Source organism: Streptomyces sp. NPDC033180 (assembly GCF_055577645.1).
Window position 1 is genome coordinate 354818 of record NZ_JBVIPU010000006.1, and the last position, 21630, is coordinate 376447.

General features: G+C 70.4%; 26 protein-coding genes and 1 pseudogene. 14 read left to right on the forward strand and 13 right to left on the reverse strand.

Annotated elements, in window-relative coordinates; genetic code table 11:
• Nucleotide 1 precedes the first annotated feature (1 nt).
• Nucleotides 2-499 carry an SRPBCC family protein gene (locus ACZ5WE_RS20185; RefSeq protein WP_467693682.1) on the forward strand — a complete coding sequence of 166 codons (498 nt, stop codon included), beginning with the start codon at nucleotides 2-4 and terminating at the stop codon, nucleotides 497-499.
• Nucleotides 500-573: 74 nt separating this feature from the next.
• On the opposite strand, the gene ACZ5WE_RS20190 is transcribed toward ACZ5WE_RS20185, so the two are convergent.
• From ACZ5WE_RS20190 to ACZ5WE_RS20200, 3 genes are all read right to left on the reverse strand, one after another.
• Entirely contained in the window at nucleotides 574-1461 is an 888-nt protein-coding gene (locus ACZ5WE_RS20190; protein ID WP_467693680.1) for a SigB/SigF/SigG family RNA polymerase sigma factor, read from the reverse strand.
• A 33-nt stretch (nucleotides 1462-1494) separates the two neighbouring features.
• On the reverse strand, nucleotides 1495-2418 hold the full coding sequence (locus ACZ5WE_RS20195; RefSeq protein ID WP_467693678.1) for a VOC family protein: 924 nt from the start codon (nucleotides 2416-2418) through the stop codon (nucleotides 1495-1497).
• Between the two features lie 159 nt (nucleotides 2419-2577).
• A complete protein-coding gene (locus ACZ5WE_RS20200) occupies nucleotides 2578-3315 on the reverse strand; it encodes an alpha/beta hydrolase (RefSeq protein ID WP_467693677.1) in 738 nt (245 codons plus the stop codon).
• A 76-nt stretch (nucleotides 3316-3391) separates the two neighbouring features.
• Here ACZ5WE_RS20200 and ACZ5WE_RS20205 point away from each other — a divergent pair.
• Nucleotides 3392-3589, forward strand: a pseudogene (locus ACZ5WE_RS20205) (YciI family protein); the annotation flags it as partial.
• A 126-nt stretch (nucleotides 3590-3715) separates the two neighbouring features.
• On the opposite strand, the gene ligD (ACZ5WE_RS20210) reads toward ACZ5WE_RS20205, so the two are convergent.
• Nucleotides 3716-4729, reverse strand: a complete 1014-nt coding sequence (gene ligD, locus ACZ5WE_RS20210; RefSeq protein WP_467693675.1) for a non-homologous end-joining DNA ligase — start codon at nucleotides 4727-4729, stop codon at nucleotides 3716-3718.
• Nucleotides 4726-5397 (reverse strand): DNA polymerase ligase N-terminal domain-containing protein, encoded by a 672-nt coding sequence (locus ACZ5WE_RS20215; RefSeq protein ID WP_467693673.1) that lies wholly within the window; start codon nucleotides 5395-5397, stop codon nucleotides 4726-4728. The genes ligD (ACZ5WE_RS20210) and ACZ5WE_RS20215 overlap by 4 nt, the downstream gene beginning before the upstream one ends.
• A gap of 275 nt (nucleotides 5398-5672) precedes the next feature.
• Between ACZ5WE_RS20215 and ACZ5WE_RS20220 the strand changes: the two genes are divergently transcribed.
• From ACZ5WE_RS20220 to ACZ5WE_RS20230, 3 genes are read left to right on the forward strand one after another with little or no spacing between them, the layout of a single operon-like run.
• Complete coding sequence (locus tag ACZ5WE_RS20220; RefSeq protein ID WP_467693671.1) at nucleotides 5673-6554, forward strand: SDR family oxidoreductase; 882 nt, start codon at nucleotides 5673-5675, stop codon at nucleotides 6552-6554.
• 54 nt (nucleotides 6555-6608) lie between these two features.
• Entirely contained in the window at nucleotides 6609-7520 is a 912-nt protein-coding gene (gene ligD, locus ACZ5WE_RS20225) for a non-homologous end-joining DNA ligase (protein WP_467693669.1), read from the forward strand.
• A gap of 60 nt (nucleotides 7521-7580) precedes the next feature.
• Nucleotides 7581-8765 carry a zinc-dependent alcohol dehydrogenase gene (locus ACZ5WE_RS20230; RefSeq protein ID WP_467693667.1) on the forward strand — a complete coding sequence of 395 codons (1185 nt, stop codon included), beginning with the start codon at nucleotides 7581-7583 and terminating at the stop codon, nucleotides 8763-8765.
• Between the two features lie 10 nt (nucleotides 8766-8775).
• Here ACZ5WE_RS20230 and ACZ5WE_RS20235 read toward each other — a convergent pair whose 3' ends face one another.
• Entirely contained in the window at nucleotides 8776-9576 is an 801-nt protein-coding gene (locus tag ACZ5WE_RS20235) for a VOC family protein (protein WP_467693666.1), read from the reverse strand.
• A gap of 256 nt (nucleotides 9577-9832) precedes the next feature.
• Between ACZ5WE_RS20235 and ACZ5WE_RS20240 the strand changes: the two genes are divergently transcribed.
• Complete coding sequence (locus tag ACZ5WE_RS20240; protein WP_467693665.1) at nucleotides 9833-10078, forward strand: DUF6479 family protein; 246 nt, start codon at nucleotides 9833-9835, stop codon at nucleotides 10076-10078.
• Here ACZ5WE_RS20240 and ACZ5WE_RS20245 read toward each other — a convergent pair.
• The gene (locus tag ACZ5WE_RS20245; RefSeq protein ID WP_467693663.1) at nucleotides 10069-10341 is read right to left on the reverse strand and encodes a WhiB family transcriptional regulator; all 273 of its coding nucleotides are present in this window, start codon (nucleotides 10339-10341) and stop codon (nucleotides 10069-10071) included. The two genes, ACZ5WE_RS20240 and ACZ5WE_RS20245, sit on opposite strands and share 10 nt — an antisense overlap.
• A 195-nt stretch (nucleotides 10342-10536) precedes the next feature.
• On the opposite strand from ACZ5WE_RS20245, the gene ACZ5WE_RS20250 reads away from it, so the two are divergent.
• A complete protein-coding gene (locus ACZ5WE_RS20250; RefSeq protein ID WP_467693661.1) occupies nucleotides 10537-11556 on the forward strand; it encodes a Gfo/Idh/MocA family protein in 1020 nt (339 codons plus the stop codon).
• 114 nt (nucleotides 11557-11670) lie between these two features.
• Here the strand turns inward: ACZ5WE_RS20250 and ACZ5WE_RS20255 are convergent, their stop codons facing one another.
• Nucleotides 11671-12654, reverse strand: coding sequence for an NADP-dependent oxidoreductase (locus ACZ5WE_RS20255; protein ID WP_467693659.1), 984 nt, complete (start codon nucleotides 12652-12654; stop codon nucleotides 11671-11673).
• 69 nt (nucleotides 12655-12723) lie between these two features.
• Between ACZ5WE_RS20255 and ACZ5WE_RS20260 the strand changes: the two genes are divergently transcribed.
• The gene (locus ACZ5WE_RS20260; RefSeq protein ID WP_467693657.1) at nucleotides 12724-13710 is read left to right on the forward strand and encodes a GlxA family transcriptional regulator; all 987 of its coding nucleotides are present in this window, start codon (nucleotides 12724-12726) and stop codon (nucleotides 13708-13710) included.
• A 53-nt stretch (nucleotides 13711-13763) separates the two neighbouring features.
• The gene (locus tag ACZ5WE_RS20265; RefSeq protein ID WP_467693655.1) at nucleotides 13764-13976 is read left to right on the forward strand and encodes a hypothetical protein; all 213 of its coding nucleotides are present in this window, start codon (nucleotides 13764-13766) and stop codon (nucleotides 13974-13976) included.
• Nucleotides 13977-13988: 12 nt separating this feature from the next.
• On the opposite strand, the gene ACZ5WE_RS20270 is transcribed toward ACZ5WE_RS20265, so the two are convergent.
• The 4 genes from ACZ5WE_RS20270 to ACZ5WE_RS20285 form a co-directional block, all read right to left on the reverse strand.
• Nucleotides 13989-14627 carry a disulfide bond formation protein B gene (locus ACZ5WE_RS20270; protein WP_467693653.1) on the reverse strand — a complete coding sequence of 213 codons (639 nt, stop codon included), beginning with the start codon at nucleotides 14625-14627 and terminating at the stop codon, nucleotides 13989-13991.
• Nucleotides 14627-14791 (reverse strand): DUF5993 family protein, encoded by a 165-nt coding sequence (locus ACZ5WE_RS20275; protein ID WP_467693651.1) that lies wholly within the window; start codon nucleotides 14789-14791, stop codon nucleotides 14627-14629. Before ACZ5WE_RS20275 ends, ACZ5WE_RS20270 begins: the two co-directional genes overlap by 1 nt.
• A gap of 101 nt (nucleotides 14792-14892) precedes the next feature.
• Complete coding sequence (locus tag ACZ5WE_RS20280) at nucleotides 14893-15345, reverse strand: hemerythrin domain-containing protein (protein ID WP_467693649.1); 453 nt, start codon at nucleotides 15343-15345, stop codon at nucleotides 14893-14895.
• Nucleotides 15346-15505: 160 nt separating this feature from the next.
• A complete protein-coding gene (locus ACZ5WE_RS20285; protein ID WP_467693647.1) occupies nucleotides 15506-16117 on the reverse strand; it encodes a dihydrofolate reductase family protein in 612 nt (203 codons plus the stop codon).
• Nucleotides 16118-16341: 224 nt separating this feature from the next.
• Between ACZ5WE_RS20285 and ACZ5WE_RS20290 the strand changes: the two genes are divergently transcribed.
• Both ACZ5WE_RS20290 and ACZ5WE_RS20295 read left to right on the forward strand, forming a co-directional pair.
• The gene (locus tag ACZ5WE_RS20290; protein ID WP_467693645.1) at nucleotides 16342-17493 is read left to right on the forward strand and encodes a hypothetical protein; all 1152 of its coding nucleotides are present in this window, start codon (nucleotides 16342-16344) and stop codon (nucleotides 17491-17493) included.
• 71 nt (nucleotides 17494-17564) lie between these two features.
• Nucleotides 17565-18065 (forward strand): DinB family protein, encoded by a 501-nt coding sequence (locus tag ACZ5WE_RS20295; RefSeq protein ID WP_467693643.1) that lies wholly within the window; start codon nucleotides 17565-17567, stop codon nucleotides 18063-18065.
• Here ACZ5WE_RS20295 and ACZ5WE_RS20300 read toward each other — a convergent pair.
• Nucleotides 18050-19096 carry a helix-turn-helix transcriptional regulator gene (locus ACZ5WE_RS20300; RefSeq protein WP_467693641.1) on the reverse strand — a complete coding sequence of 349 codons (1047 nt, stop codon included), beginning with the start codon at nucleotides 19094-19096 and terminating at the stop codon, nucleotides 18050-18052. The genes ACZ5WE_RS20295 and ACZ5WE_RS20300 overlap by 16 nt on opposite strands.
• A 101-nt stretch (nucleotides 19097-19197) precedes the next feature.
• Here ACZ5WE_RS20300 and ACZ5WE_RS20305 point away from each other — a divergent pair, with 101 nt between their 5' ends.
• The 3 genes from ACZ5WE_RS20305 to ACZ5WE_RS20315 all read left to right on the forward strand — a co-directional run bounded on the left by ACZ5WE_RS20305 (nucleotide 19198) and on the right by ACZ5WE_RS20315 (nucleotide 21574).
• Nucleotides 19198-19803, forward strand: a complete 606-nt coding sequence (locus ACZ5WE_RS20305; protein WP_467693640.1) for a DinB family protein — start codon at nucleotides 19198-19200, stop codon at nucleotides 19801-19803.
• An 83-nt stretch (nucleotides 19804-19886) separates the two neighbouring features.
• Nucleotides 19887-21068, forward strand: a complete 1182-nt coding sequence (locus ACZ5WE_RS20310) for a winged helix DNA-binding domain-containing protein (protein WP_467693638.1) — start codon at nucleotides 19887-19889, stop codon at nucleotides 21066-21068.
• A 98-nt stretch (nucleotides 21069-21166) separates the two neighbouring features.
• Nucleotides 21167-21574, forward strand: coding sequence for a RidA family protein (locus ACZ5WE_RS20315; RefSeq protein ID WP_467693637.1), 408 nt, complete (start codon nucleotides 21167-21169; stop codon nucleotides 21572-21574).
• The last annotated feature ends 56 nt before the right edge of the window (nucleotides 21575-21630 follow it).

Consider the following 21630-nt stretch of genomic DNA (forward strand, 5'->3'; position numbering starts at 1 on the left):
CGTGGCCCAGGAGAACGTGAGCGCCACCCTGACCGTCGCAGCGCCCGCCGCGAGGGTGTTCGCGGTGCTTGCGGACCCGACGACCCATCCCGCCATCGATGGCACCGGCTGGGTCCAGGAAGCCGCCGACCGGGCGCCGCTGACCGAGGTGGGGCAGATCTTCCGGATGGACATGTATCACCCCAACCATCCGAACGGTGACTACCAGGTGGCCAACAGAGTCCAGGTGCTCGACCCGCCGCGCGCCATCGGCTGGCTGACGGGGGAGGAGAAGGAAGACGGCCACCTGGAGTTCGGCGGCTGGGTCTGGCGTTACGACCTCGTGCCGCTCGGCCCGTCGCAGACGGAGGTCACGCTCACTTACGACTGGTCGGCGGTGCCGCAATTCATCCGCGAGTACCTCCAGTTCCCGCCTTTCGGCCCCGAGCACCTCACCCAGTCGCTGCACCACCTGGCGAAGCTGGTCCCGGGCCACCGGGCTGATACGACGCGCGACTGAAAGAGCCGGTCGACCGACGAGCTTCGTGGTCGGTGCGGGTCCGGGCAGCATGCTGCCCGGACCCGCACCGAGTGCTAGTCGCAGGTGAGCAGACCGGTGCGGAGGGCGGCGAGGGTGGCCGACAGGAGTCGTGAGACGTGCATTTGCGAGAGCCCCAGAGCGGCACCGATCTGCGCCTGGGTCATTTCCTGGCCGAAGCGCATCTCGATGATGCGGCGTTCGCGTTCGTCGAGTCCGGCCAGGAGCGGGGCCAAGGCGTGCAGGTCCTCGAACACCTCGATGGCCCGGTCCTCCTCGCCCATGACGTCGGAAAGGGAGCGGCCGGTGGTGTGGGCGCCGCCTTCCTCTCCCTCGCTGCGCGGGCTGTCCAGCGATCCGGCCGCGTAGCCGTTGGCGGCCACGATCACCTCCAGGACCTGTTCCTCGGTCACCGAGAGGTCGGCCGCCAGTTCCGCGACCGTTGGTTCGCGGCCGAGTGTCGAGGACAACCGCTCCTGGGTCTTGACCAGTTGGAGACGCAGTTCCTGCAGTCTGCGCGGGACGTGCACGGCCCAGCTGGTGTCACGGAAATAGCGCTTGATCTCCCCGAGGATGTAGGGGACGGCGAAGGAGACGAACTCGAAGCCGCGGCTGATGTCGAACCGGTCGATCGCCTTGATCAGGCCCACGATGCCGACCTGGACGATGTCCTCCAGCTGGCCGTTGCCGCGGTTGCGGTAGCGGCCGGCCACGTAGTGCACGAGGGAGAGGTTCATCTCGATCAGCGTGTTGCGTGTGTACAGGTAGGTGGGGGAGTCCTCCTCAAGTGCCTTGAGCTGCTCGAAGAAGAGCTTTGACAGCTCCCGGGCATCCTTCGGCGCGACTTGGTCGGCTTCCTCGATCCACGGCAGCCCGACGCTGTCGCCCCGTGCCCGTCCGCTCGGCTCGGCGACCTCGTCCACGTCCGGCGCCTGCAGAAACATCGTTTGACTCCTCACTCTCTTGTTCTGTACTGCTCAGCTCGCGACGACCGTGAAGGGGTTGCCCTCACGGTCCGCCAGCACGGCTTCGCGCCGGCCGCGGGGCCCTTCGGGTGGTGAGATGACCCGTCCGCCCCACCCGGCGGCCGCCACAGCGGCCATGCCGACGTCGGCCACGCGAAAGCACGGATGCCAACCGGACGTTGTGGCATCCCTGAACGCGGCGACGGTGCGCAGCCCGTCGCGCACCTCGATCTGTCCGTGGGTGTACTCCACCTCGCAGCTGTCGCCCGATGTGCCGGCCCAGCCCAGTACGTCCCCGTAGAAGTAGGCGGCGGCGAAGATGTCCCGGGTGTGCAGTTCGAGCCGGGCGACGGGGCCCGGGCCCACCATCCACCGCGGGTCGGGTGCTTGCTGGCGCAGCCCGAACACCGCTTCCTGCGGACCCGCGGCCACCGCCAGCCGGCCGGTTTCCGTGGTCAGCGGCCCTACGGCGACGGTGGCGCCGCGCTCACGCAACCGGCCCACCATGGCGTCCACGTCATCGACGCCGAAGTACGGAATCCATCCCGCGGAGACGCCCAGGTCGCATGTGGCCTGGCTGAGGGTTCCCGCCGGCGCCCCCATCCGCAGCGCGAGGAAGCGCGCTCTGCCCGGCGGCCCGAGCAGCGGGACGTGGCACCAGCCCAGAACCCGGGCGTAGAACTTCTTGGCGGCCAGGACGTCACCGGAGGCCAGGCTGAGCCAGCACGGTGCGCCGCGCGCCTTCTCCGAAGCGTGCGGCAGCAGGCTCCTGCCGGGCACGGCAGGCCGCCGCTCACCGGACGGCGGGACCAGGCGCAGTCCTCCCGCCCGCCGGAACGGCCTGACGCCGGTCCACGCTCGCGCCGCTTCCCGGCCCTGCCCCCTGGCGCGCGGAGCAGGCCTCTCTCGCCGCTGCTGCTCGCGCTCGTTGCTCACACCGATGTCCCTTGGCATAGCGCCCTCTCCCCATCTGGTTCCGGCGGTCTCGCCAGTGGTTCCGCAGACGGAGGGCGCCATACCGGGACCTTCCTCACCCATTCAGGGGACCAAGGCCCTGAGCTGACCGGTGCCAAAGCCCTGCAAGGAACGGAACGCCTACGAGGACGACAGCGCCGTGCCCGCTATCAAGCGGGCTGTCTCCCGCCCGATGTGCGAAACGGACGGCTCGTCCGTCGGCAGGCACCGGTGCGCGGCCGGGTCGTACACACAGCCGAGCACCCCGGCGTGGTCGCTCACCGGCTCGGACAGTTCGCAGTCCCAGCCGTGGGCGAGCAGGGCTTCGTGCAGTTCGCGCGAGGATTCGACGGGCACGACCTCGTCTCTGGTGCCGTGCACGAGCCGTACGGGTATCGGCGCCACCGTCCGACTACCCACTGCTTGGAGGGGCGCGGTGCCCGTAGTGCGTGCCGGGCGCCGGTAGCCGCCCGCTACGCCCACCACCGCGGCAGGTCTCCAGCCGTCGAAGACGTCCGGCTGCAGAGCGACGCCCAATGCGGCTCCCGCCCCTGCCGACCAGCCTGCCAGGACCAACTGACCGGATCCGCCGGTGAACTCGCGCACATGGTCGCGGGCGAACCGCAAGGCGTCGGTGAGATGTTCCCGGCCGCCGTCGGGCCGGTCCGCACGCCAGTCGGGGACGAGGACGGTGGGGCCGAACCCGGCGATCTCCCGAGCCAGCGAGGCCATCACGTCTCGTTCATCGGGCCCCATTCCGTGCCAGAGCAGCACGCACCGATCGTCCTGCTGCCCGGGGTTACGGATGGCGGCATGGATGTCGATTGGTTTGCTGTCGCCACCGGTGGCGTAGCACGCGGTCCGGGTCGTGATCGTCAAGGCCGTTCCTCCGAGTCTCCGGGGCCGGGCGCTCCTCGAGGGAACAATGGGTCGCACAAGGACCGAGGAGAACACCATGGCGAAGTACCTGCTGCTGAAGCACTACCGTGGCGACCCGAGCGCGGTCAACGACGTGCCCATGGAGCGATGGACGCCCGGGGAGATCTCGGCCCACGTGCAGTACATGCGCGACTTCGCGGACCGGCTCGAGAAGACCGGGGAGTTCGTCGACGGCCAGGCCCTCGCTCCCGAGGGGACGTTCGTCCGGTACGACATGAACGCGACGGCGACCTGACGACGGCGGCACGGCTCTACGCCGAGGCGGCCCACAAGGCGCCCAACCTCCCCGAACGCGACCACCTGACGCGCCAGGCGGCCCGGCTCAACGCGGCTACGGAGGTCAGGGCTCCCCGCGCTCCCTGACCACATCGGCCGGGCTCTTGTCCTCCCGCAGCCCCTGATAGCGGGGGTGGCGCAGCATTCCGTCGCGCGTCCACTCCGTGAAGGCGACCTGCGCCACGAGACGCGGCCGCGCCCAGTGGGCGGTCCTCCGCTCCGGTACCGCGTCGGCGAACGGCGACTCCGTCACCCGGAGTTCGTCGAGTTGCCGTCGCAGGGACAGCAGGGTGCGCCCGTCGAACCCGGTGCCGACCTTCCCCGCGTAACGCAGCCGCTCGCCCTCGTAGTAGCCGATGAGCAGCGCGCCGATGCCGGTCCGGCTGCCCGTGGGCTCGGTGAAGCCGCCCACCACGAACTCCTGGCCGCGGGAGCACTTCAGCTTGAGCCAGTCGCCCGAGCGGCGTGCCTGGTAGGCGCCGTCGGCCCGTTTGGCGATGAGGCCCTCCCAGCCGCGCCGGCACGCGTCGGCCAGGAGCTCGGGCCCGCCTTCGTTGCGATGGGTGTTGAACCGCAACGGCGCGGTGAACGCGATCGAGCGCCGCAGCAGGGACTTGCGCGTGCGCAGCGGCAGCCGCCGCACGTCCATGCCGTCCAGGCGCAGCAGGTCGAAGAGGTAGTAGGTCACCGCGACCTTGCTCGCCGCCACGTCGGCGGGCCGGGTGAGCCCCATGCGCTGCTGCAGTCGCGCGAAGTCGGTCCGGCCGTGCGAGTAGGCGACGATCTCCCCGTCGACCGTGAAGTCCGCGCAGTCCTGTCCGGCGAGCGCGTCGATGATCTCCGGGTACGTCGCGTCGAGCCGTCGCCCCGACCGGGACCGGAGCGTCAGCGTGCCGTTCTCGCGCACCGCGAGCGCCCGGATGCCGTCCAGCTTCCGCTCGAAGATCCAGCCGTCCGCGAAGTGACGCCGGTCGGTGAGCGTCGCCAGCATCGGGGAGGCCGCGAGGTCGATGCCCGGCGCCGCCGTGCGGGTGCGGGCGACCAGATCGGGCGGCAGCGTGTCGAGGAGGCCGGTCATCCCTGCTCACCGCCGTGGGAACGCCATGTCGGCGCGTCCGGCGCCTCGGCGACCTGACGCAGCGTACGGCCGCTGCGGGCCGAGCGGGCCCGCCGTGGATCGGGGGTGCCGCCGCCCGAATGGTGGCCGGTCCGCACGAGCAGCCATGTCGGCTTCGCGGATGACCCTCCGCTCTTCTCCTCGCGGCTGTGGAAGCGGGTGAGCGCGTACTCCCCGCGCAGTTTCTCGCCGCGCAGGACGAACGTGGCGTGACCGTTCTCCAGGGCCTGGTCGAAGGGCACCGGCCGGTTCCGCTTGTCGTGACTGGTCGGCCGGTACGTGCCGTGGTCCCAGACGATGACGGTCCCGCCCCCGTACTCGTCCTGGGGGATCACCCCCTCGAAGTCCCGGTACTCCAAGGGGTGGTCCTCGGTGGGGATGGCGAGCCGCTTGTCGTGCGGGTCGGTGGAGGGGCCCTTCGGGACCGACCAGGACTTCAACACGCCGTCGACCTCCAGGCGGAAGTCGAAGTGCACCGTACTCGCGTCGTGGATCTGCACCACGAACGCGGGCTCATCGGCTGGAGTCCGCCCGGCGGCGTCCCGCGTCCCGCGCTCGCCGTGCGGCTCGCTCGTACGCTCGAAGTGCCGCTTGTCCCGATAGGTCCGCAGTCCGTCCTTCTCGCTCACCTCAGGTCCCTTCTGCCGACTGGTCCGGAGGCCGCGTACAGGTTATGCACCCCCGATCCCACCCGCATGGCGAGCGCCGCGTGGCGACCGGGCGAGCGGCCCGGACCGGCCCCCCGCGCGGACCGGCATGTGTGGAACCGCGGCCATCGGGACACCCGGTGCCCCGATGGCGCGCGTTCACGCAGGTCGTATGCCGTGAGCGCCGTCAGGCGTTCGCACCCCCGAGCGGTGCGGAGCAAGCTGGAGAGAGTGGATCCGAGGAAGGAAGCGCACTGATGAGTGACACCCCGCAGGACCCGACGACCAAGCACCCGCAGCCGGAGTTCGCCCAGCAGGACCAGCAGACCCCGGGCTGGACAGGACCCATGGACCCGCCCCCGGACCACGGCGAGGAGTCCTACCGGGGGAGCGGCCTGCTGCAGGGCCGGGCGGCGGTCGTGACCGGCGGTGACTCCGGCATCGGCCGGGCCGTCGCTCTCGCCTACGCGCGCGAGGGCGCGGACGTCCTGTTCACCTACCTGCCCACGGAGGCGGAGGACGCCCAGGAGACGGTCCGCCTCGTCGAGAAGGCGGGGCGCCGCGGGCTGGCCGTGCCGTGCGACATCCGGGAAGAGGAGCAGTGTCGTCGCCTCGTCGAGCGCGCCGTGGCGGAGTTCGGGCGCATCGACGTGCTGGTGAACAACGCGGCCTACCAGATGTCGCAGCCCGAGGGCATCACGGAGATCTCCACGGAGCAGTTCGACCGTGTCGTGCGCACGAATCTGTACGGCATGTTCTGGCTGTGCAAGATGGCCGTGCCGCACATTCCGTCAGGCGGGTCCATCATCAACACCACGTCCGTGCAGGCCTACAAGCCGAGCCCGCACCTGCTCGACTACGCCATGACCAAGGGCGCCATCGTCACGTTCACCCAGGGCCTCGCGCAGATGCTGGTCGAGGACGGTATCCGCGTCAACGCCGTCGCTCCGGGGCCGGTGTGGACGCCGCTGATCCCGGCCACGCTGCCGGACACCAAGGAGTTCGGAAAGCAGGCCCCGATGGGCCGTCCTGCCCAGCCCGCCGAGATGGCGCCCGCGTACGTCTTCCTGGCCTCGGAGCACGCGAGCTTCATCACCGCGGAGATCATGAACGCCACCGGAGGCACGCCGCTCCCGTGATGCGGCCGGGGGAGTGAGGGGCAGCACGGGCATCTCGGCGAAGGAGGCGGCGACGTGAGTTCCACCGTTGAGCTACAGGTCGGACGACGCAGGATCGAGGTGAAGCGAGCCGAGAAGGAACTGTTCCCCGAGGACGGCATCACCAAGGCCGACCTCGCCGAGCACTACCGGCGTGTGGCACCGCGCATGCTGCCCGAACTGCGCGGCAGGCCTCTGATGCTGGAGCGGATGCCCGACGGGATCGACAAGGACCGCTTCTACCAGAAGGAGGTCTCCGACTACTTCCCCGACTGGATCCATCGCACCACGGTGGCCAAGGAGGGCGGCGAAGTAACCCATGTGGTCTGTGACGACACGGCGACCTTGGTCTATCTCGCGAGCCAGGCGTGCATCACTCCCCATCGCTGGCTGAGCCGTGCCGACCGGCCGCGCCGCCCCGACCGCCTCGTCTTCGACCTCGACCCGCCCGCCGACGACTTCGAGCCCGTGCGCCGAGCGGCACACCGCCTGCGCGAGCTGCTCGACGAGCTGGAGCTTCCGTCGGGCCTGATGACCACGGGCTCACGCGGTCTGCACGTCGTCGTGCCGCTGAACCGGCGCGACGACGCCGACGACGTGCTCGCGTTCGCCCGTGCCGCCGCTCAGGAGCTGGCGGCGCGGCACGAGCGGGAGCTGACGACCGAACCCCGCAAGGACGCACGCAAGGGGCGGCTGTATCTGGACGTCGCGCGCAACGGCTATGCCCAGACCGTGGTCGCCCCGTTCGCCGTCCGGTCCAGGCCGGGTGCCCCCGTGGCCGCGCCGTTGAGCTGGGACGAACTGGACGCACCCGAGCTGACCGCCCGCCGCTGGACCGTCGGCGACCTCGGCGACCGCCTCGACAAGGATCCGTGGGCCGGACTCGCCCGTCACGCGCGTGGCGTGACCGCGGCTGCCCGGCGTCTGCGAGAACGTACCCACGCATAGCGAAGCCCTCATGGGAGACCCGCAGGGGGCCGAGCGTCACCGCTACCGAAGGAGAGCCCGATGCGCGCACTCACCTGGCACGGCAAGCGAGATGTCCGTGTCGAGACAGTCCCCGACCCCGTGCTCCAGGAGGCGACCGACGTCATCGTGCGGGTGACGTCCACCGGCGTCTGCGGTTCCGACCTGCATCTGTACGAAGTCCTGGGGCCCTACCTCGACCCCGGTGACATCCTGGGCCACGAACCGATGGGGATCGTCGAGGAGGTCGGCCCGGGGGTCACCGAACTGTCGGCGGGCGACCGAGTCGTCGTGCCGTTCAACATCTCCTGCGGGCACTGCTTCATGTGTGACCGAGGCCTGCATTCGCAGTGCGAGACCACCCAGGTCAAGGAGCGCGGCACGGGCGCCGCCCTCTTCGGCTACACCAAGCTCTACGGGCAGGTGCCCGGAGGGCAGGCGGAACTCCTGCGGGTGCCGTTCGGCAACACCCTGCCCATCAAGGTGCCGACGGGCCCTCCGGACGACCGGTTCGTCTTCCTCTCCGACGTGCTGCCCACCGCCTGGCAGGCCGTGGAGTACGCCGACATCCCGCCCGGCGGCACGGTGACCGTCCTCGGACTCGGGCCGATCGGCGCCATGGCCGCGCGCATCGCACTCCACCGGGGCGCGAGCCTCGTCGTGGGGGTGGACCTGGTGCCCGAGCGGCTGAGCCGCGCATACGGCGACGGCGTCAAGGCCCTGGACCTGCGCCGCTACGGCAAGGACCTGGGCAACGCGATCCGGGACCTGACGGACGGGCGCGGCACGGACGCCGTCATCGACGCCGTGGGGATGGAGGCGCACGGCGCTCCCCTGGCCAAGGCGGCCCACTGGGGCGTGGGCCTGTTGCCGAACGCCGTGGCCGAGAAGCTCATGGACCGAGCCGGCGTCGACCGTCTCGGCGCCCTCCACGCGGCGATCGACATCGTCCGGCGCGGAGGCACCATCTCCATCTCCGGTGTCTATGGCGGCGCGCTCGACCCCATGCCGCTCCTGACCATGTTCGACAAGCAGATCCAGGTCCGCATGGGGCAGGCCAACGTCAGGCACTGGGTGGACGACATCCTGCCGCTCCTCACCGACGAGGATCCGCTCGGAGTCGACGACTTCGCCACCCACCACATGACTCTGGAAGACGCTCCCAAGGCGTACCAGATGTTCCAGGACAAGGAAGACGGGATGATCAAGACGCTGCTCAGGCCTTGAGCCGCGTCTGTCACTGTGCCGGTTGTGAGTTCACCACGAAGCGCGCACCGTCGGGATCGCTCAGGACCGCCTCCGTCGCCCCCTGCGCGCCTTGGAGGACACTGCCGCCGTGGGCCAGCGCGGCCCGGACGCAGGCGTCCACGTCGGCGACCGTGAAATGGATCTTCCAGCGCGGCCGGACCGCCGGGTCGGGCGCGGATTCCACCGCGCCCGAATGGATGTGGGCCACGACGTCGCCCTGGCTGCGCAGGACGACCTTGTCGTCCTCGTAGTGGACCTCGCAGCAGCTGGAGGCCGTGGAGGCCCAGCCGAGGACCTCCGCGTAGAAGATGGCCGCGTCGAAGGCGTCCCGGGTGTAGAGCTCCACGAAGACCGGAGCCGCGCGGCGCCATTCCTCCCAGTCGGACACCAGCTCGCCCTCCCAGATGCCGAAGACCGCTCCCTCGCGGTCGGCAAGCAGCGCCGCCCGCCCCGGAGGGAACGAGATCGGGCCCACGGCGGTCGTCCCTCCACGCTCGTGGCTGCGGGCCACGGTCTCGTTCGCGTTGGACGCGGCGAAGAAGGGGGTCCATGCCACAGCCGTCTGTCCCATGGCCTCCACGGCGGAGACTCCCGCCACCGGCACGTCATTCACACTCGCGAATCTGTACTGGTCGCCCAGCTTTCCGATGCGCCAGTCCCACCCCAGTACGGCGTGGTAAAACTCCTCGGCGGCCTCTAGATCCCGCGTGGTCAGGCTGACCCAGCAGGGCGCTCCGAACACCGAGCTGCTGGCTACGCTCCGGCTTGCAGGTGCCTTGTCGCTGTTCATCTTCGTACCGTTCTGAGGTCGATGGACGCTTTCCCCCCATTGGGCTACTGGCGCCCGACCGCGTGAGGCCGGATGACGACCCGCGTCAGCGGCCCGCGCCCGTGATCCCTTCGGCTCCATCATCCCCACCGACGGGCCTCACGTCGCGCTGTACTGCCCGCTTCGGGCGGGGCCCCTCGCGACAAAGCGGTCAGGAACCCGCGACCCCATCCCCCTGGAGAGAGCTTTTTCTCCCCAGATGGGGTACATGATCGGTATGCGTACTCACAGCTATACCGTTCTGGCCGTCGAGGGCGGCGGCTCGCTGATCTTCATCATCGTCGGCCTCGCCGTGGTCATCGGTCTGCTGGCCATGTTCGTCAGCGGCCGGCGCCGCGCGGCCCGCCGCACCGAGCCCACCACACCCCCGCACCACGCCGACCCTCCCAGCGGCGAAGCCCAGCGCGGCACCACCTGGCAGACCCCCGACGACGACCCCGACCAGGGACACCCTCACCCCTGAGCGGATCGCGACGACGACACCGGCCGCAGAGCCTTGCGGCGGCGCAGCATCGCCGTGCGCTCCCTCTCGTCGGTACCGCCCCACACGCCCGACTGCTGCCGGGTGTCCAGGGCCCACTCCAGGCATTCGGTCCGCACGCGGCAGTGCCCGCACACGTCCTTGGCGTCCTCGGTCTGCGTCGCCCCAGCGCCGAGGCCGCTTACGGGGAAGAAGAGTTCGGGGTCCTCCTCCGCGCACGCCGCGTCCTGCCTCCACCACTTCATTGCCCCTGCTCCCGTCCTGACGTCGTGATTTCCTGATGTCCCAGGTGGGCCGAGTGACCAGCCGGGCGGGTCTGTAAACGGGGTCGGCCGGGCTCGTTGGGGCGCGTGGCGTTGACGGTGCGGGGCGACGGAGGGTTCTCTCGCCGGGGACGAGGTGCGGGAAATGCCTTCACCAGGAGGGGAGACACCACAGTCATGCCATCTCAGCGAGGACTCGGAGTGGCCGTCATCGGCACCGGGAAGATGGGCGCGGACCATGTACGCCGGCTCCATGAGGTCATCAGCGGGGCGCGGGTGGCGGCCGTCGTCGACATCGAGGCGGAGCGGGCGAAAACCCTGGCCGCCACGATCGACGGGTGCACGGCCTACACCGAACCGGCGGCCGCCATGGCGGCGGGAGAGGTGGATGCCGTACTCATCGCCTCTCCTGGCCCCGCCCACGAGGCGGCCCTGATCGAAGCCCTCGGACGCGATCTGCCGGTGCTGTGCGAGAAGCCGATGACCCCGGACACGGCCTCTTCGCTGCGCGTCCTCGAGGCGGAGCAGCGGCTCGGGCATCGGCGGGTCCAGGTGGGCTTCATGCGGCGTTACGACGCCGAGTACGCCAGGCTCAAAGGGCTCCTCGACAGTGGCGAGCTGGGCGCGGCGCTGATGCTGCACCAACGCCACCGGAATCTGGCCATGCCCGCGGGGTTCACCGACGAGATGCTCATCACCAGCTCGGTCGCCCACGAGGTGGACGTGACCCGCTGGCTGCTGGGCCAGGAGATCGCGGCGGTCACCGTACACAGACCGACGGCGTCGTCCCTCGCCCCGGCAGGCATGAACGACCCTCAGTTCGTCCTCATCGAAACCACATCGGGCGCGCTCGCCGATGTCGAGATCTTCGGTCACTGCGGTTACGGCTACCAGGTCCAGGCCGAGGCGGTCTGCGAGCGGGGCACCGTGCGCATCGGGGACGAACAGGGGCTCCGGGTCAGCGCCGACGGCCGCTGGGGAGGCCACGTCCCCCCGGACTACGTCGAGAGATTCGAGGACGCCTACGACCGCGAGGTGCAGGCCTGGGTGGACGCCACCCGCAGGGGCGAGACCACAGGGCCGAATGCCTGGGACGGCTATGCGGCCGCCGCCGTGTGCGAGGCGGGAGTGGTGTCCCAGCGGGAGGGCGGGCGCATCGAGGTTGAGCTGGTCGAGCGACCGGAGTTCTACGGGTAGCGAGTGATCCGAGTTCCACGGGTGGACCGTGCGGCTTCTCCGGGCGAACCGTGCGGCGATGGCGGGCGGCGCCGAATCGGTGCCGCCCGCTCTGTCGCGTAGCCGCCGTGGGGCCTACGGGCGGACCGTGAGGACCAGCTTGCCCGTGACGCGGCCCGTCTCGCCCTCCGCGTGCGCCTTGGCCGCCTCGGCGAGGGGGTACGTCTCCGAGACGTGCACCCGCAGCTGTCCGGACTCGGCGAGCGCCGCGATCGCCGCCATGCCCGTCTGATCGTGCTCCACGATCATGTCCGTGGCCCGCACGCCCAACTCGGCGGCGCGCTCGGCCACTTCGTCGAAGTTGCCCGGCAGGATCGACACCAGGATGCCGCCGGGGCGCAGTACTTCCAGGGAGCGCAGCCGGTCATCGCCGCCCAGCGGGTCGAGGACCACGTCGATGTCGCGGGCTTCCTTGACGAAGTCGGCGGTGCGGTAGTCGATGACCTCGTCCGCGCCCAGGCCGCGCACGAAGTCGTGCTTGGCGGCGGAAGCCGTGCCGATGACGTACGCGCCGCGCGCCTTGGCGATCTGAACCGCCGCATGGCCCACGCCACCGGCCGCCGCATGCACCAACACCCGCTGGCCCGGCCTCACTTGGGCGTTGTCGACCAGGGCCTGCCAGGCGGTCAGCGAGACCAGCGGCAGGGCGCTCGCCTCGACATGGCTCAACCCCGCGGGCCGCGGCACGAAGGCGCGGGTGGGTCCGGTCACGTACTCGGCGTGCGAACCGGTCCCGTGCGGGTACGGCAGCATGCCGAACACCTCGTCGCCCGGCTCGAACAGCGAGACGCCGATGCCGACCGCCTCGACGACGCCCGACACGTCCCAGCCGAGCGTGAACGGCGGCTCCCCCAGGAAGGCGCCGAACCTGCGGTGCTTCCAGTCGGTCGGGTTCACGCCCGCCGCGTGTACGGCGACGAGGACCTGGCCGACGCCGGGCTCGGGGCGAGCGACCTCGATCTCCTTCAGTACGTCGGGGTCACCCAGGACGTCCTGGCTGATGGCCTTCATGGTCGGCTTGGTCGGTCCTGTGGGCTGAGATGCGGTGGTGTTGGTCATGAGTCCAGCGTGCTGCAAGCGTCTGACCTGGGCAATGGCAAGATTGCCATTAAGCGATAGAATCGTGCCATGGCTTCGATGGAATTCCTCGCAGATCGCCCGCACCGCGTGGTCGTCCTCGCTCTCGACGGCGTCTACCCCTTCGAGCTGGGCATCCCGAACAGGGTCTTCCCGCTGGTCCCCGGGGGCTACGAGGTGGTGACCTGCGCGGCGACGGAGGACCGCACGGTGGCCACCAACGCCGATTTCAGCATCACGGTCGGGCACGGACCCGAGGCACTCGAGAGCGCGGACACGGTGGTACTGCCGCCCTACGACCTGCGGCTTCTTACTGCCGAGCTGTCGGCGCCGGTGCGCGACGCGCTGGCCCGGATCAGGCCCGGCACGCGGTTCGTGTCCATCTGTTCGGGAGCCTTCACGCTTGCCGCGGCCGGCAGGCTCGACGGACGGCCCGCGACGACGCACTGGGCGCTCGCGGAGCACTTCCGGAAGATGTTCCCCCAAGTCGACCTGGATCCCGATGTGTTGTTCGTCGACGACGGTGACGTGCTCACCTCCGCGGGGGCCGCGTCCGGCATCGACGTATGCCTGCACGTGGTGCGCTCCGACCACGGCAGCGCGGTCGCCAACAGCGTCGCCCGGCACTGTGTCGTGCCCCCGTGGCGAGAGGGCGGCCAGGCCCAGTACATCGAGCAGCCGATCCCGGATTTCGGCGCCATCGGCACCGCCGCCACCCGCGCCTGGGCCCTGGAGCACCTCGACCGGCCGCTCGCCCTGCGGGAGTTGGCCGAGCACGCCCGGCTGAGCCCGCGCACCTTCGCCCGCCGCTTCCAGGAGGAGACGGGCACGAGCCCCGGTCGTTGGCTGATCCAGCAGCGGGTGCACCGGGCCCGGCATCTGCTGGAGTCCAGCGACCTGTCGGTCGACCGGGTCGCCGCCGAGGTCGGTTTCGCCACCGGCACGTCGCTGCGGCAGCACCTCCAGGCGGCCATCGGAGTCTCGCCGCAGGTGTACCGGAAGACGTTTCAGGCGGGGGCGGCGGCGGGCGGCGCGTAGGCCGCGCCATCGCTCGGAGTGCTGATGTGAGCGACGCGGAGCACCCTGGAGACATGCAGACCGCGCCGATCACCGTCCACGCGCTCTCGCCGACGGGCGGGCGCAGAGTGACGGCGCGCGGGGAGATCCTCGGCCTCGCGCACTCGGATGCGGACGTCATCGAGTTCCTGCGCCGGGCGGGGCTGCCGGACGCGGAGGTTCTGCTCGACGATCCGGCGTGGGTGAAGTGGCGGGGCGGCCGGGCTCACCATTACGAGGCGGCATAGCGGTGGGGCGCCTCAGTCCATGATCCCGACGTCGTAGAAGAAGCGGTAGCGGTCCGGGTCGTCCGGCAGGAACCAGTGGAAGCCCTCCAGGAGGAAGACCGCGACCAGGTTCACCGCGATCACCAGGGCGAGGAAGCCGAGCACGATGCGGCCCGCCATCCCGTACACCCCCCGCTTCGGCACCGTCGTGTCGGCCGTGGAGTGGGCGAAGGCCATCACGACGCCGATCGCCACCACCGAGGCCATGAAGAGGATCCAGGCCCAGACGTACATGTGCAGGCCGAGCACGGGGGCGCCGTAGCCCTTGTCGCCCGGCAGGATGTGCAGCATCGTCTGCCGCCAGGACGCGAAGGCGCCGCACATCACGGCGACCAGGGCAAGACCCCAGCCCATCATGTAGTCGCGGCCCGTGACCGTGCCGGTCATGCCGCGGCGCACGATGTACGCGGCCCCGAGCGCGGCAAGCAGCATGAACATGCGCTGCACCATGCACAGCGGGCAGGGATAGTCCCAGGAGATGAACTGCACGCCGAGCCCGCCGCAGACCACACCGGTCCAGCCGACAGCGAAGAAGCAGGCGAACCAGTACTGGACCCTGCCGAGCACGCTGAAGCGCTCGGTCCCCGGCAGCGGGGCCGTCAGGGTGCTCATCAGTAGCTCAACCCCAGCTTGAGGCCGCTGGTGATGTGGTGAGCCAGGAGAAGGATGGTGAGCACGAGCATGATCCACCAGCCGCCGAGCAGCACGGCCCGTGACCGCTGCCGGTGAAGCGCGTACAGGGTGGCCAGGAGGCCGCCGAAGATGAGGGTGTCCATGGCCGCGGAAGGTATCCGGGGCGACGGCCTCACACCGGCAGGATGCCCGGGACGCGCCACCGGTCCACGGGAAGGGACCAACCCGTGCTCCCCCCTGACACTCACACGGGGTGTGCCGCGCGCCAGGCCGCCATCGAGAGGTTCCACTCCTCGCCGTCGAGCGCGGTGAGCGAGGCCGGAAACAGGCCGTCCTCCTCCTTGGCGATGTGCCGGTGCAACTCGTCGACGGCTTCGGTGAGCGTACGCACGTCGTCGGCGTCCGCCAGGTCGAGAGCGGGCAACAGGGCCGCGAGCTCACGGTGTTCGCGCTCCAGGCTCGCGATGTAGTCCGCGTACTCGGGGTCCTTACGCATCACCGTGAACAGGCCGTTCTCCTCGCCCCGCCAGTGCGCGTCCAGCTCGCGGGCCATGACGTCCACGAGCGTGCGCGCATGGGCGGTGTCGCCCCGCTCCAGGGCCCGGACCGCGTCTCCCGCGGCATCGGTGACGCGCTCGTGCTCGGCGATGAACTCCTTGATCAGAGGGATCTCTCGGCAACCGCAGTAGTGGCACATGGAGCCGTTTCTAGGCGAAGCCCCGGCCCCCGCCCGAAACGCCACGCGCGCGTGCCGGACAACTCGCGGACCGGCCACCCTTGTGCACAGCCGCCCCGCTACCGAGTCGTCGGCGCAGGCGCCGTTGCTGCTGCCGTAGCCATCACCGAAAGGCCGGCTGCTACGTGTCGGCGCCGTACGTTCCGTACTCCGGGCCTCCCGTCGATTCGTAGAGGTGAATCGCCAGCCCGCCCGGTGTCGTCTCGTTGCTCAGGAGCCGCAGGCCGGCGGGCGCACCGCCGTCCGGCAGCAAGCGGCGACCCGTGCCCACGACCACGGGTGCGATCGCGAGGCGCAGTTCGTCGACCAGGCCGGCTGCCAGCAGGGACTGGCCGAGGCGTCCGCTGCCGTGGATCTGCAGCTCGCGTCCGGGCTGCCGTTTCAGCTCGGCGACCTGGGTGGGGATGTCGCCGGACAGGATCGTGGTCGGGTCCCAGTCGGCCGTGGTCAGACTGTGCGAGGCGACGTACTTCGGCAGACCGTTCAAAATGGCGGCCGACGGGTGCTCGGTCATCTTCGGCCAGTCCCGCGCGAAGTTCAGATACGTACGGCGGCCGAACAGGAACGCGTCCGCCCGGCCGAGCCAGGTGCCGACCAGCCGTTCGAACTCCTCGTCCAGGTGCGGCACGAACCAGCCGCCCCGGGTGAACCCGTCACTGGTGTCCTCGTCCGGCGACCCAGGGCCTTGGTAGACGCCGTCAAGGGACAGAAACTCCTGCAGTACCAACCTCATCGCGCACCACTCTCCGGAACGGGGGACTGAACCGCGGATCGAACGAGGGATCGAACGGGGGTGTGTCCGTCCCTCCCACTCTTCAGACATCGTGCGGCACGAATACTCATCGGTCCTGTCGCTGCCGGCTCGCGTTCCCGGCGGAGACCGAGGCGGGGTACCGCTTCCTTCCTCAGGTCCAAGGGCCATACTGGTCGGGCCCCGACCACTCACAGAACGACTCCATGGCCAAGAAAAGCAGCTCCTCGACCACCGTCCCCGACACCGCGTGGCTGGGGCGCGGGCGCCACATCGGGCCCGAGCCCGAGCAGGACGTCCGGCGCAACCTGATCGCCCTCAAGGCGGCCGGGGTGCTCGACGACTTCCTGGACCTCGATCCCGTCGAGGCGGCCCGCTCGACCGTCCTGCATCCGCGGGACGAGTCCGCCGACCCCGGCCCGTCGGCCCGCCGCCTCTTCGAGGCCCGCTGGCGCGTGGCCGACGACGTCACGGTCCGCGCGCAGCTGACGCTGTACGCCCCCGAGGCCCGCCGCAAGGAAGGCGAGGGCGTCACCTGGGTCCTCGCCGCCGAGGCCGAGCGGACGTGGGAAACACACTGGCCCTCGCCCGCCCTCATGTTCTGGCCCGACAGCGACCGGGTCGCCTGGGACCACGACACGGTGCCGGGTGTGCGCCTGCGGACGACGAATCACCTGCCGAAGGACGACGACGAGCTGCGCCACCGGCTGCGGGACTGCACCCGTCAGAACTGGTTCATCCACCTCGTGGTGCACGAGGCGATGACGCCGGACGAGATCGGGCAGCAGCCGATCTCGACGTTCCTGCCGCCGAGCCTGCGGCACCGGGTGGTCGAGCACCGGGGTACGCCGGAGCAGGCACAGATCGCCGACTTCGCGATGAAGCGGGAGCTGCGTGTACGGATGCCGCGCGGCGGCGCCGTCGTCCTGCCCACGGAGCCGAAGACCGAGGGTTACGACGCGGAGCGCTTCTCGGTGCGCACTGTCTTCCTGGACGGTTCGGAACCGACCGAACTCCTCGACAGGATCAAGGAGTTCGCCGCGCTGCCGCGACCGCTGTCCGCCGAGGCCGAGCGGGCCCTGACCCGGCTGCGGCAGGGTTGGCACCTGCTCACCCCGGACGAGGAGCTGACCCACGCCCAGGGCATGGTCACCAAGTACGCCGAGGCCCTCGAGGCCATGACCAACTCCCGTGACCTGTACCAGCAGGCGGCCGAGGCGGCGCAGGCCGCGCTGGACGAGGTGACCGGCGGCGACGGTGTGCCCCGGCCGTCGACGCCCGGGCACGTCAAGGCGGACGGCTCGCCGCTGAGCGCCCTGACAAAGGCGTTCGGCCGCTTCCGGGACCCGAACAAGTAGGCCCGCGCCGGCGTCGCTGCTGCGCATGAGACGCCGGCTGCCGGTCGCGGAGGCCCGTTAGGCTTCCGTGCATGGTGACGAACGTGCCGTTCATCGGCGGCGAGAAGGAGAGCCTGCGCGCCAGCCTCGACCGGCACCGCGATGCGGTGCTGTGGAAACTCGACGGCCTCGACGACGAGCAGCTGCGACGGCCCATGACGCCGTCGGGGACGAGTTTGCTCGGCCTGGTCAAGCATCTCGCCGTCGTCGAGTACGGATGGTTCTGCGAGACCTTCGGGCGCGAGATGGAGCCTTTTCCGTTCGATCCGGAAGACGAGGGCGCGGACCTGCGAGTGGAGGCGCACGAGACCACCGCCGACATCGTGCAGTACTACGGGCGGGCCCGGTCCGCCGCCGATGCGGTGATCGCCGAGGTCGGGATCGAGGAGCTCGGCACGGCGCGGTTCGGCGCGAGCATGTCAATGCGGTGGGTGCTCATCCACCTGATCGAGGAGACCGCACGGCACGCGGGCCACATGGACATCCTGCGCGAACTCATCGACGGCGCCACGGGCGATCACTCCGCGAGCTGACCCGGATCGTCAGTGGCGGGGCCGCCCTGGCGAGTAGGCGAACCTGCCGCGGCGTTGGCATAGCGTCGGGCCAAGTGCGCGAAGGCGTCCTTGAGTTCACTCGGTCCGATGACCTCGATGTCGGCGTCGAATCTGCCGATGGCGGCGGCCAGACCGGGCCATGACCACGAGCCCAGGACGAGTCGGCAGCGGTCGGGGCCGAGTTCCTCCACGATGCCCTCGCGGCTGTAGCGGGACACCGCGGCCGCCGGCAGATCGAGGATCACCTCGCCGCGGCAGGGCCAGTCGCCCGAGCCGTCGAAGCCCTGGAACTTGCCGGCGACGAAGGCGGCCACCTCACCGCCGGGCACTTCGCGCGGGGTGAAGCGGGGCCCCGTCGGGGTGCGCGGGGTGATCCGGTCCGCGCGGAAGGTGCGCCAGTCCTCGCGGTCGAGGTCCCAGGCGACGAGATACCAGCGCGAGCCCCAGGTGACGAGGTGGTGGGGCTGTACCCGGCGCGCAGGGCGATCGGTGCGGTCGCCGTCGGTGGCTTCCGGCGGGGAAACGGGGGCGTAGTCGAAGCGCAGCACTTCGCGGGCGTGCACGGCGGAGCTGAGCGCCATGAGGACGTGGCCGGAGACCTGCGGGTTGGGCGGGACGGATGGCCGCTCGACGGCGGTCACTTGGAGGGTGTCGATGCGGCGGCGCAGCCGGGCGGGCATGACCTGCCGGACAGTGGTCAGCGCACGCGCCGCGGCTTCCTCGATGCCGGCGCCGGTGGAGGTGGCGATCTGGAGGGCGACCGCGAGGGCGACGGCTTGTTCGTCGTCGAACAGCAGCGGGGGCAGTTCCGCGCCCGCTTCCAGTCGGTAGCCCCCCTCGGGCCCCTTGACGGCCACCACGGGGTAGCCGAGCTCGCGCAGGCGATCGACGTCACGGCGTACGGTGCGCGCGCTGATGCCAAGACGCTCGGCCAGCAGTGCCCCCGGCCAGTCCCGGCGTGCCTGGAGCAGCGAGAGAAGCGCGAGCAGTCGCCCTGAGGTCTTCGGCATGACTTCATGGTGCTAGGAGAAGCGGCCACAACCTGACCGCTTCTCCTGCGAGGGTCGTAGCTGCCGACAACGAGCACGACGCGACCGGAAGGCCGATCACTGTGACCACCCAGACCACGCCCGCCACACCCGCCACATCCACCAACCCCACCTCGGCGCTCGACGACGAGCGGGCCGACCTGCTCGCCGGGCTCGCGGCCGCGCGATCGGCCCTGCTCAACACGGTGCGTGGGCTCAGCGACGAGCAGGCCGGCCGTCAGCCGACCGTCAGCGCGCTGTGCCTGGGTGGGCTGATCAAGCATGTCGCGTCCGTCGAGGAAGGATGGCTGCGCTTCGTCGTCGACGGCCCGTCGGCGATGCGTTACGACCTGCCCGACGGTGTCACCTGGGAGGACCTCGCGGCCGGTACCGCCCGCGAGGTCCCGCAGTGGGCGATCGACCACCAGAACGACTTCCGGATGCTGCCCGGCCAAACGCTGGCCGAGATCGTCGCGTGCTACGAGGAAGTCGCCGCCCGCAGCGAAAAGACCATCGCCTCCGTACCCGATCTCTCGGTGACGCACCCCCTGCCGGAGGCCCCCTGGCACGAGCCGGGAGCCGTACGCAGCGTGCGCGGGGTACTCCTGCACGTCATCGCCGAGACCACCCAGCACGCCGGCCACGCGGACATCCTGCGCGAGGCGCTCGACGGTAGGAAGTCGAGCTGAGCGACCCGTAACGCACTGCGTTCACCCTCGCGGGTCCACCATGAAAAATGCTACTGGTCCGAGCACGCCGCAGGAGGCAGCCGATGACCGTTCTCGACAACCGGGCACTCAACCGCGCGACACTCGCCCGGCAGCTGCTCCTCGAGCGGGCCGACGTACCGTCCCTCGACGCCGTCGCACACCTCTGCGGTCTGCAGGCGCAGGAACCGCAGGAGCCGTTCTTCGGCCTCTGGTCGCGGCTGCGGGCCTTCGACCCGGCGGAGCTCTCGGACCAACTCGTCCAAGGTCGAGTGGTGCGCACCCACCTCATGCGCCGCACCGTGCACCTCGTCACCGCCGACGACGCCCTTGCCTGGCGTGCCCGTCACGACATGATGCTGCGCCAGCGCGTGCTCGGGGTCTACCGCAGCGAACTCGACGGGACGGACCTCGACGAACTCGCGGCAGCGGGCCGGAAGGTCATGGCCGACGGCGAGCCGCGCTCGATGACCCAACTGGCTCGTGCGCTCGCCGAGCGCTGGCCGGAGCCGGGGCCGCGGGCGCTGGGGGAGATGCTGATGGCCGTCGTCCCGATGGTGCAGCTGCCGCCGCGCGGGCTCTGGCGTACGAAGGCAGGGGTGCGGAACGTCCCGCTGTCGTCCTGGCTGGGGCGCGAGATCGACCCTTCCTCCTCGGACGGCTCCGATCCCGTGGGACAGGCGCTGCTACGGCGCTACCTCGCCGCGTTCGGCCCCGCCGCCTCGGCAGACCTGCGCGCTTGGTGCGGACTCGCCGGACTGCCGGCCGCCGTCGCCGCGCTGCGCGAGGAGCTGATCACCTTCCGGGACGAGCGAGGCCGAGAACTCCTCGACCTCCCCGACGCACCGCGGCCGGACCCCGACACGCCCGCTCCGGTGCGGTTCCTGCCGGCGTTCGACAACGCGATCCTCGGCTACCACGACCGCACCCGGATCATCGACGACGCCCACCGAGGCTTGTCGGTCGCCGGGGCCCGGGTCGTCCTGGTCGACGGCAGGGTCGCCGCCACCTGGACCGTTGAGTCAGGCACCGTGACGGTCGCCCCGCTGGGCCGCTTCTCCCGCGCCGAACACACCGCGGTCACCGAAGAGGGACAGGCGCTTGCGGCGTTCCTGTCCGACAACTCCGACAACTCCGAGGACTCCGATAACTCCGACAACTCCGGGATCAGGGCCGGGTCATCCAGGGCTCCGCGGTCACCAAATGGTTCCCCAGGCACTGGAAAGTGCGTTCTTCCACGTCAGTAGCCACTCTCCTAGAGTTTCCCAGTAACCACCGGAGACCAAGGGCGACTTGGGCCGGAGGACGCGAGCCCGCAGGTTCTCGAGGCAGGGAGACATACAGCATGGCCATCACTCTGGTGAATCCCGACAGGTTGCCGAAAATCGACGCCTACCGGCAGGTGTCGGTCGCGACGGGGGCGAAGCTGGTGTTCCTCGCCGGGCAGGTCGCCTGGGATGCCGAGGGCGTCACGGTCGGCGAGGGTGACCTCGCCGCTCAGGTCGAGCAGTGCTACCTCAACGTCGCCACCGCCCTCGCCGCGGTCGGTGCTTCCTTCGATGACGTGGCGAAGCTGACCGTGTACGTCGTCGACTGGGCTCCCGACAAGATGCCCCTCTTCGGTGAGGGAGTCGCGCGGGCGGCCGCGAAGCTGGGGGGCACGCCGGTGCCGCCGGGCACACTGGTCGGCGTTGCCGCGCTGGACGTCCCCGACCATCTGGTGGAGGTCGAAGCCACCGCTGTCATCAACTGAGCTCAAGCACGCCGTACCCCATGTTCGCCCTGCCCCGCGCCGCCAACCCGCCCGAA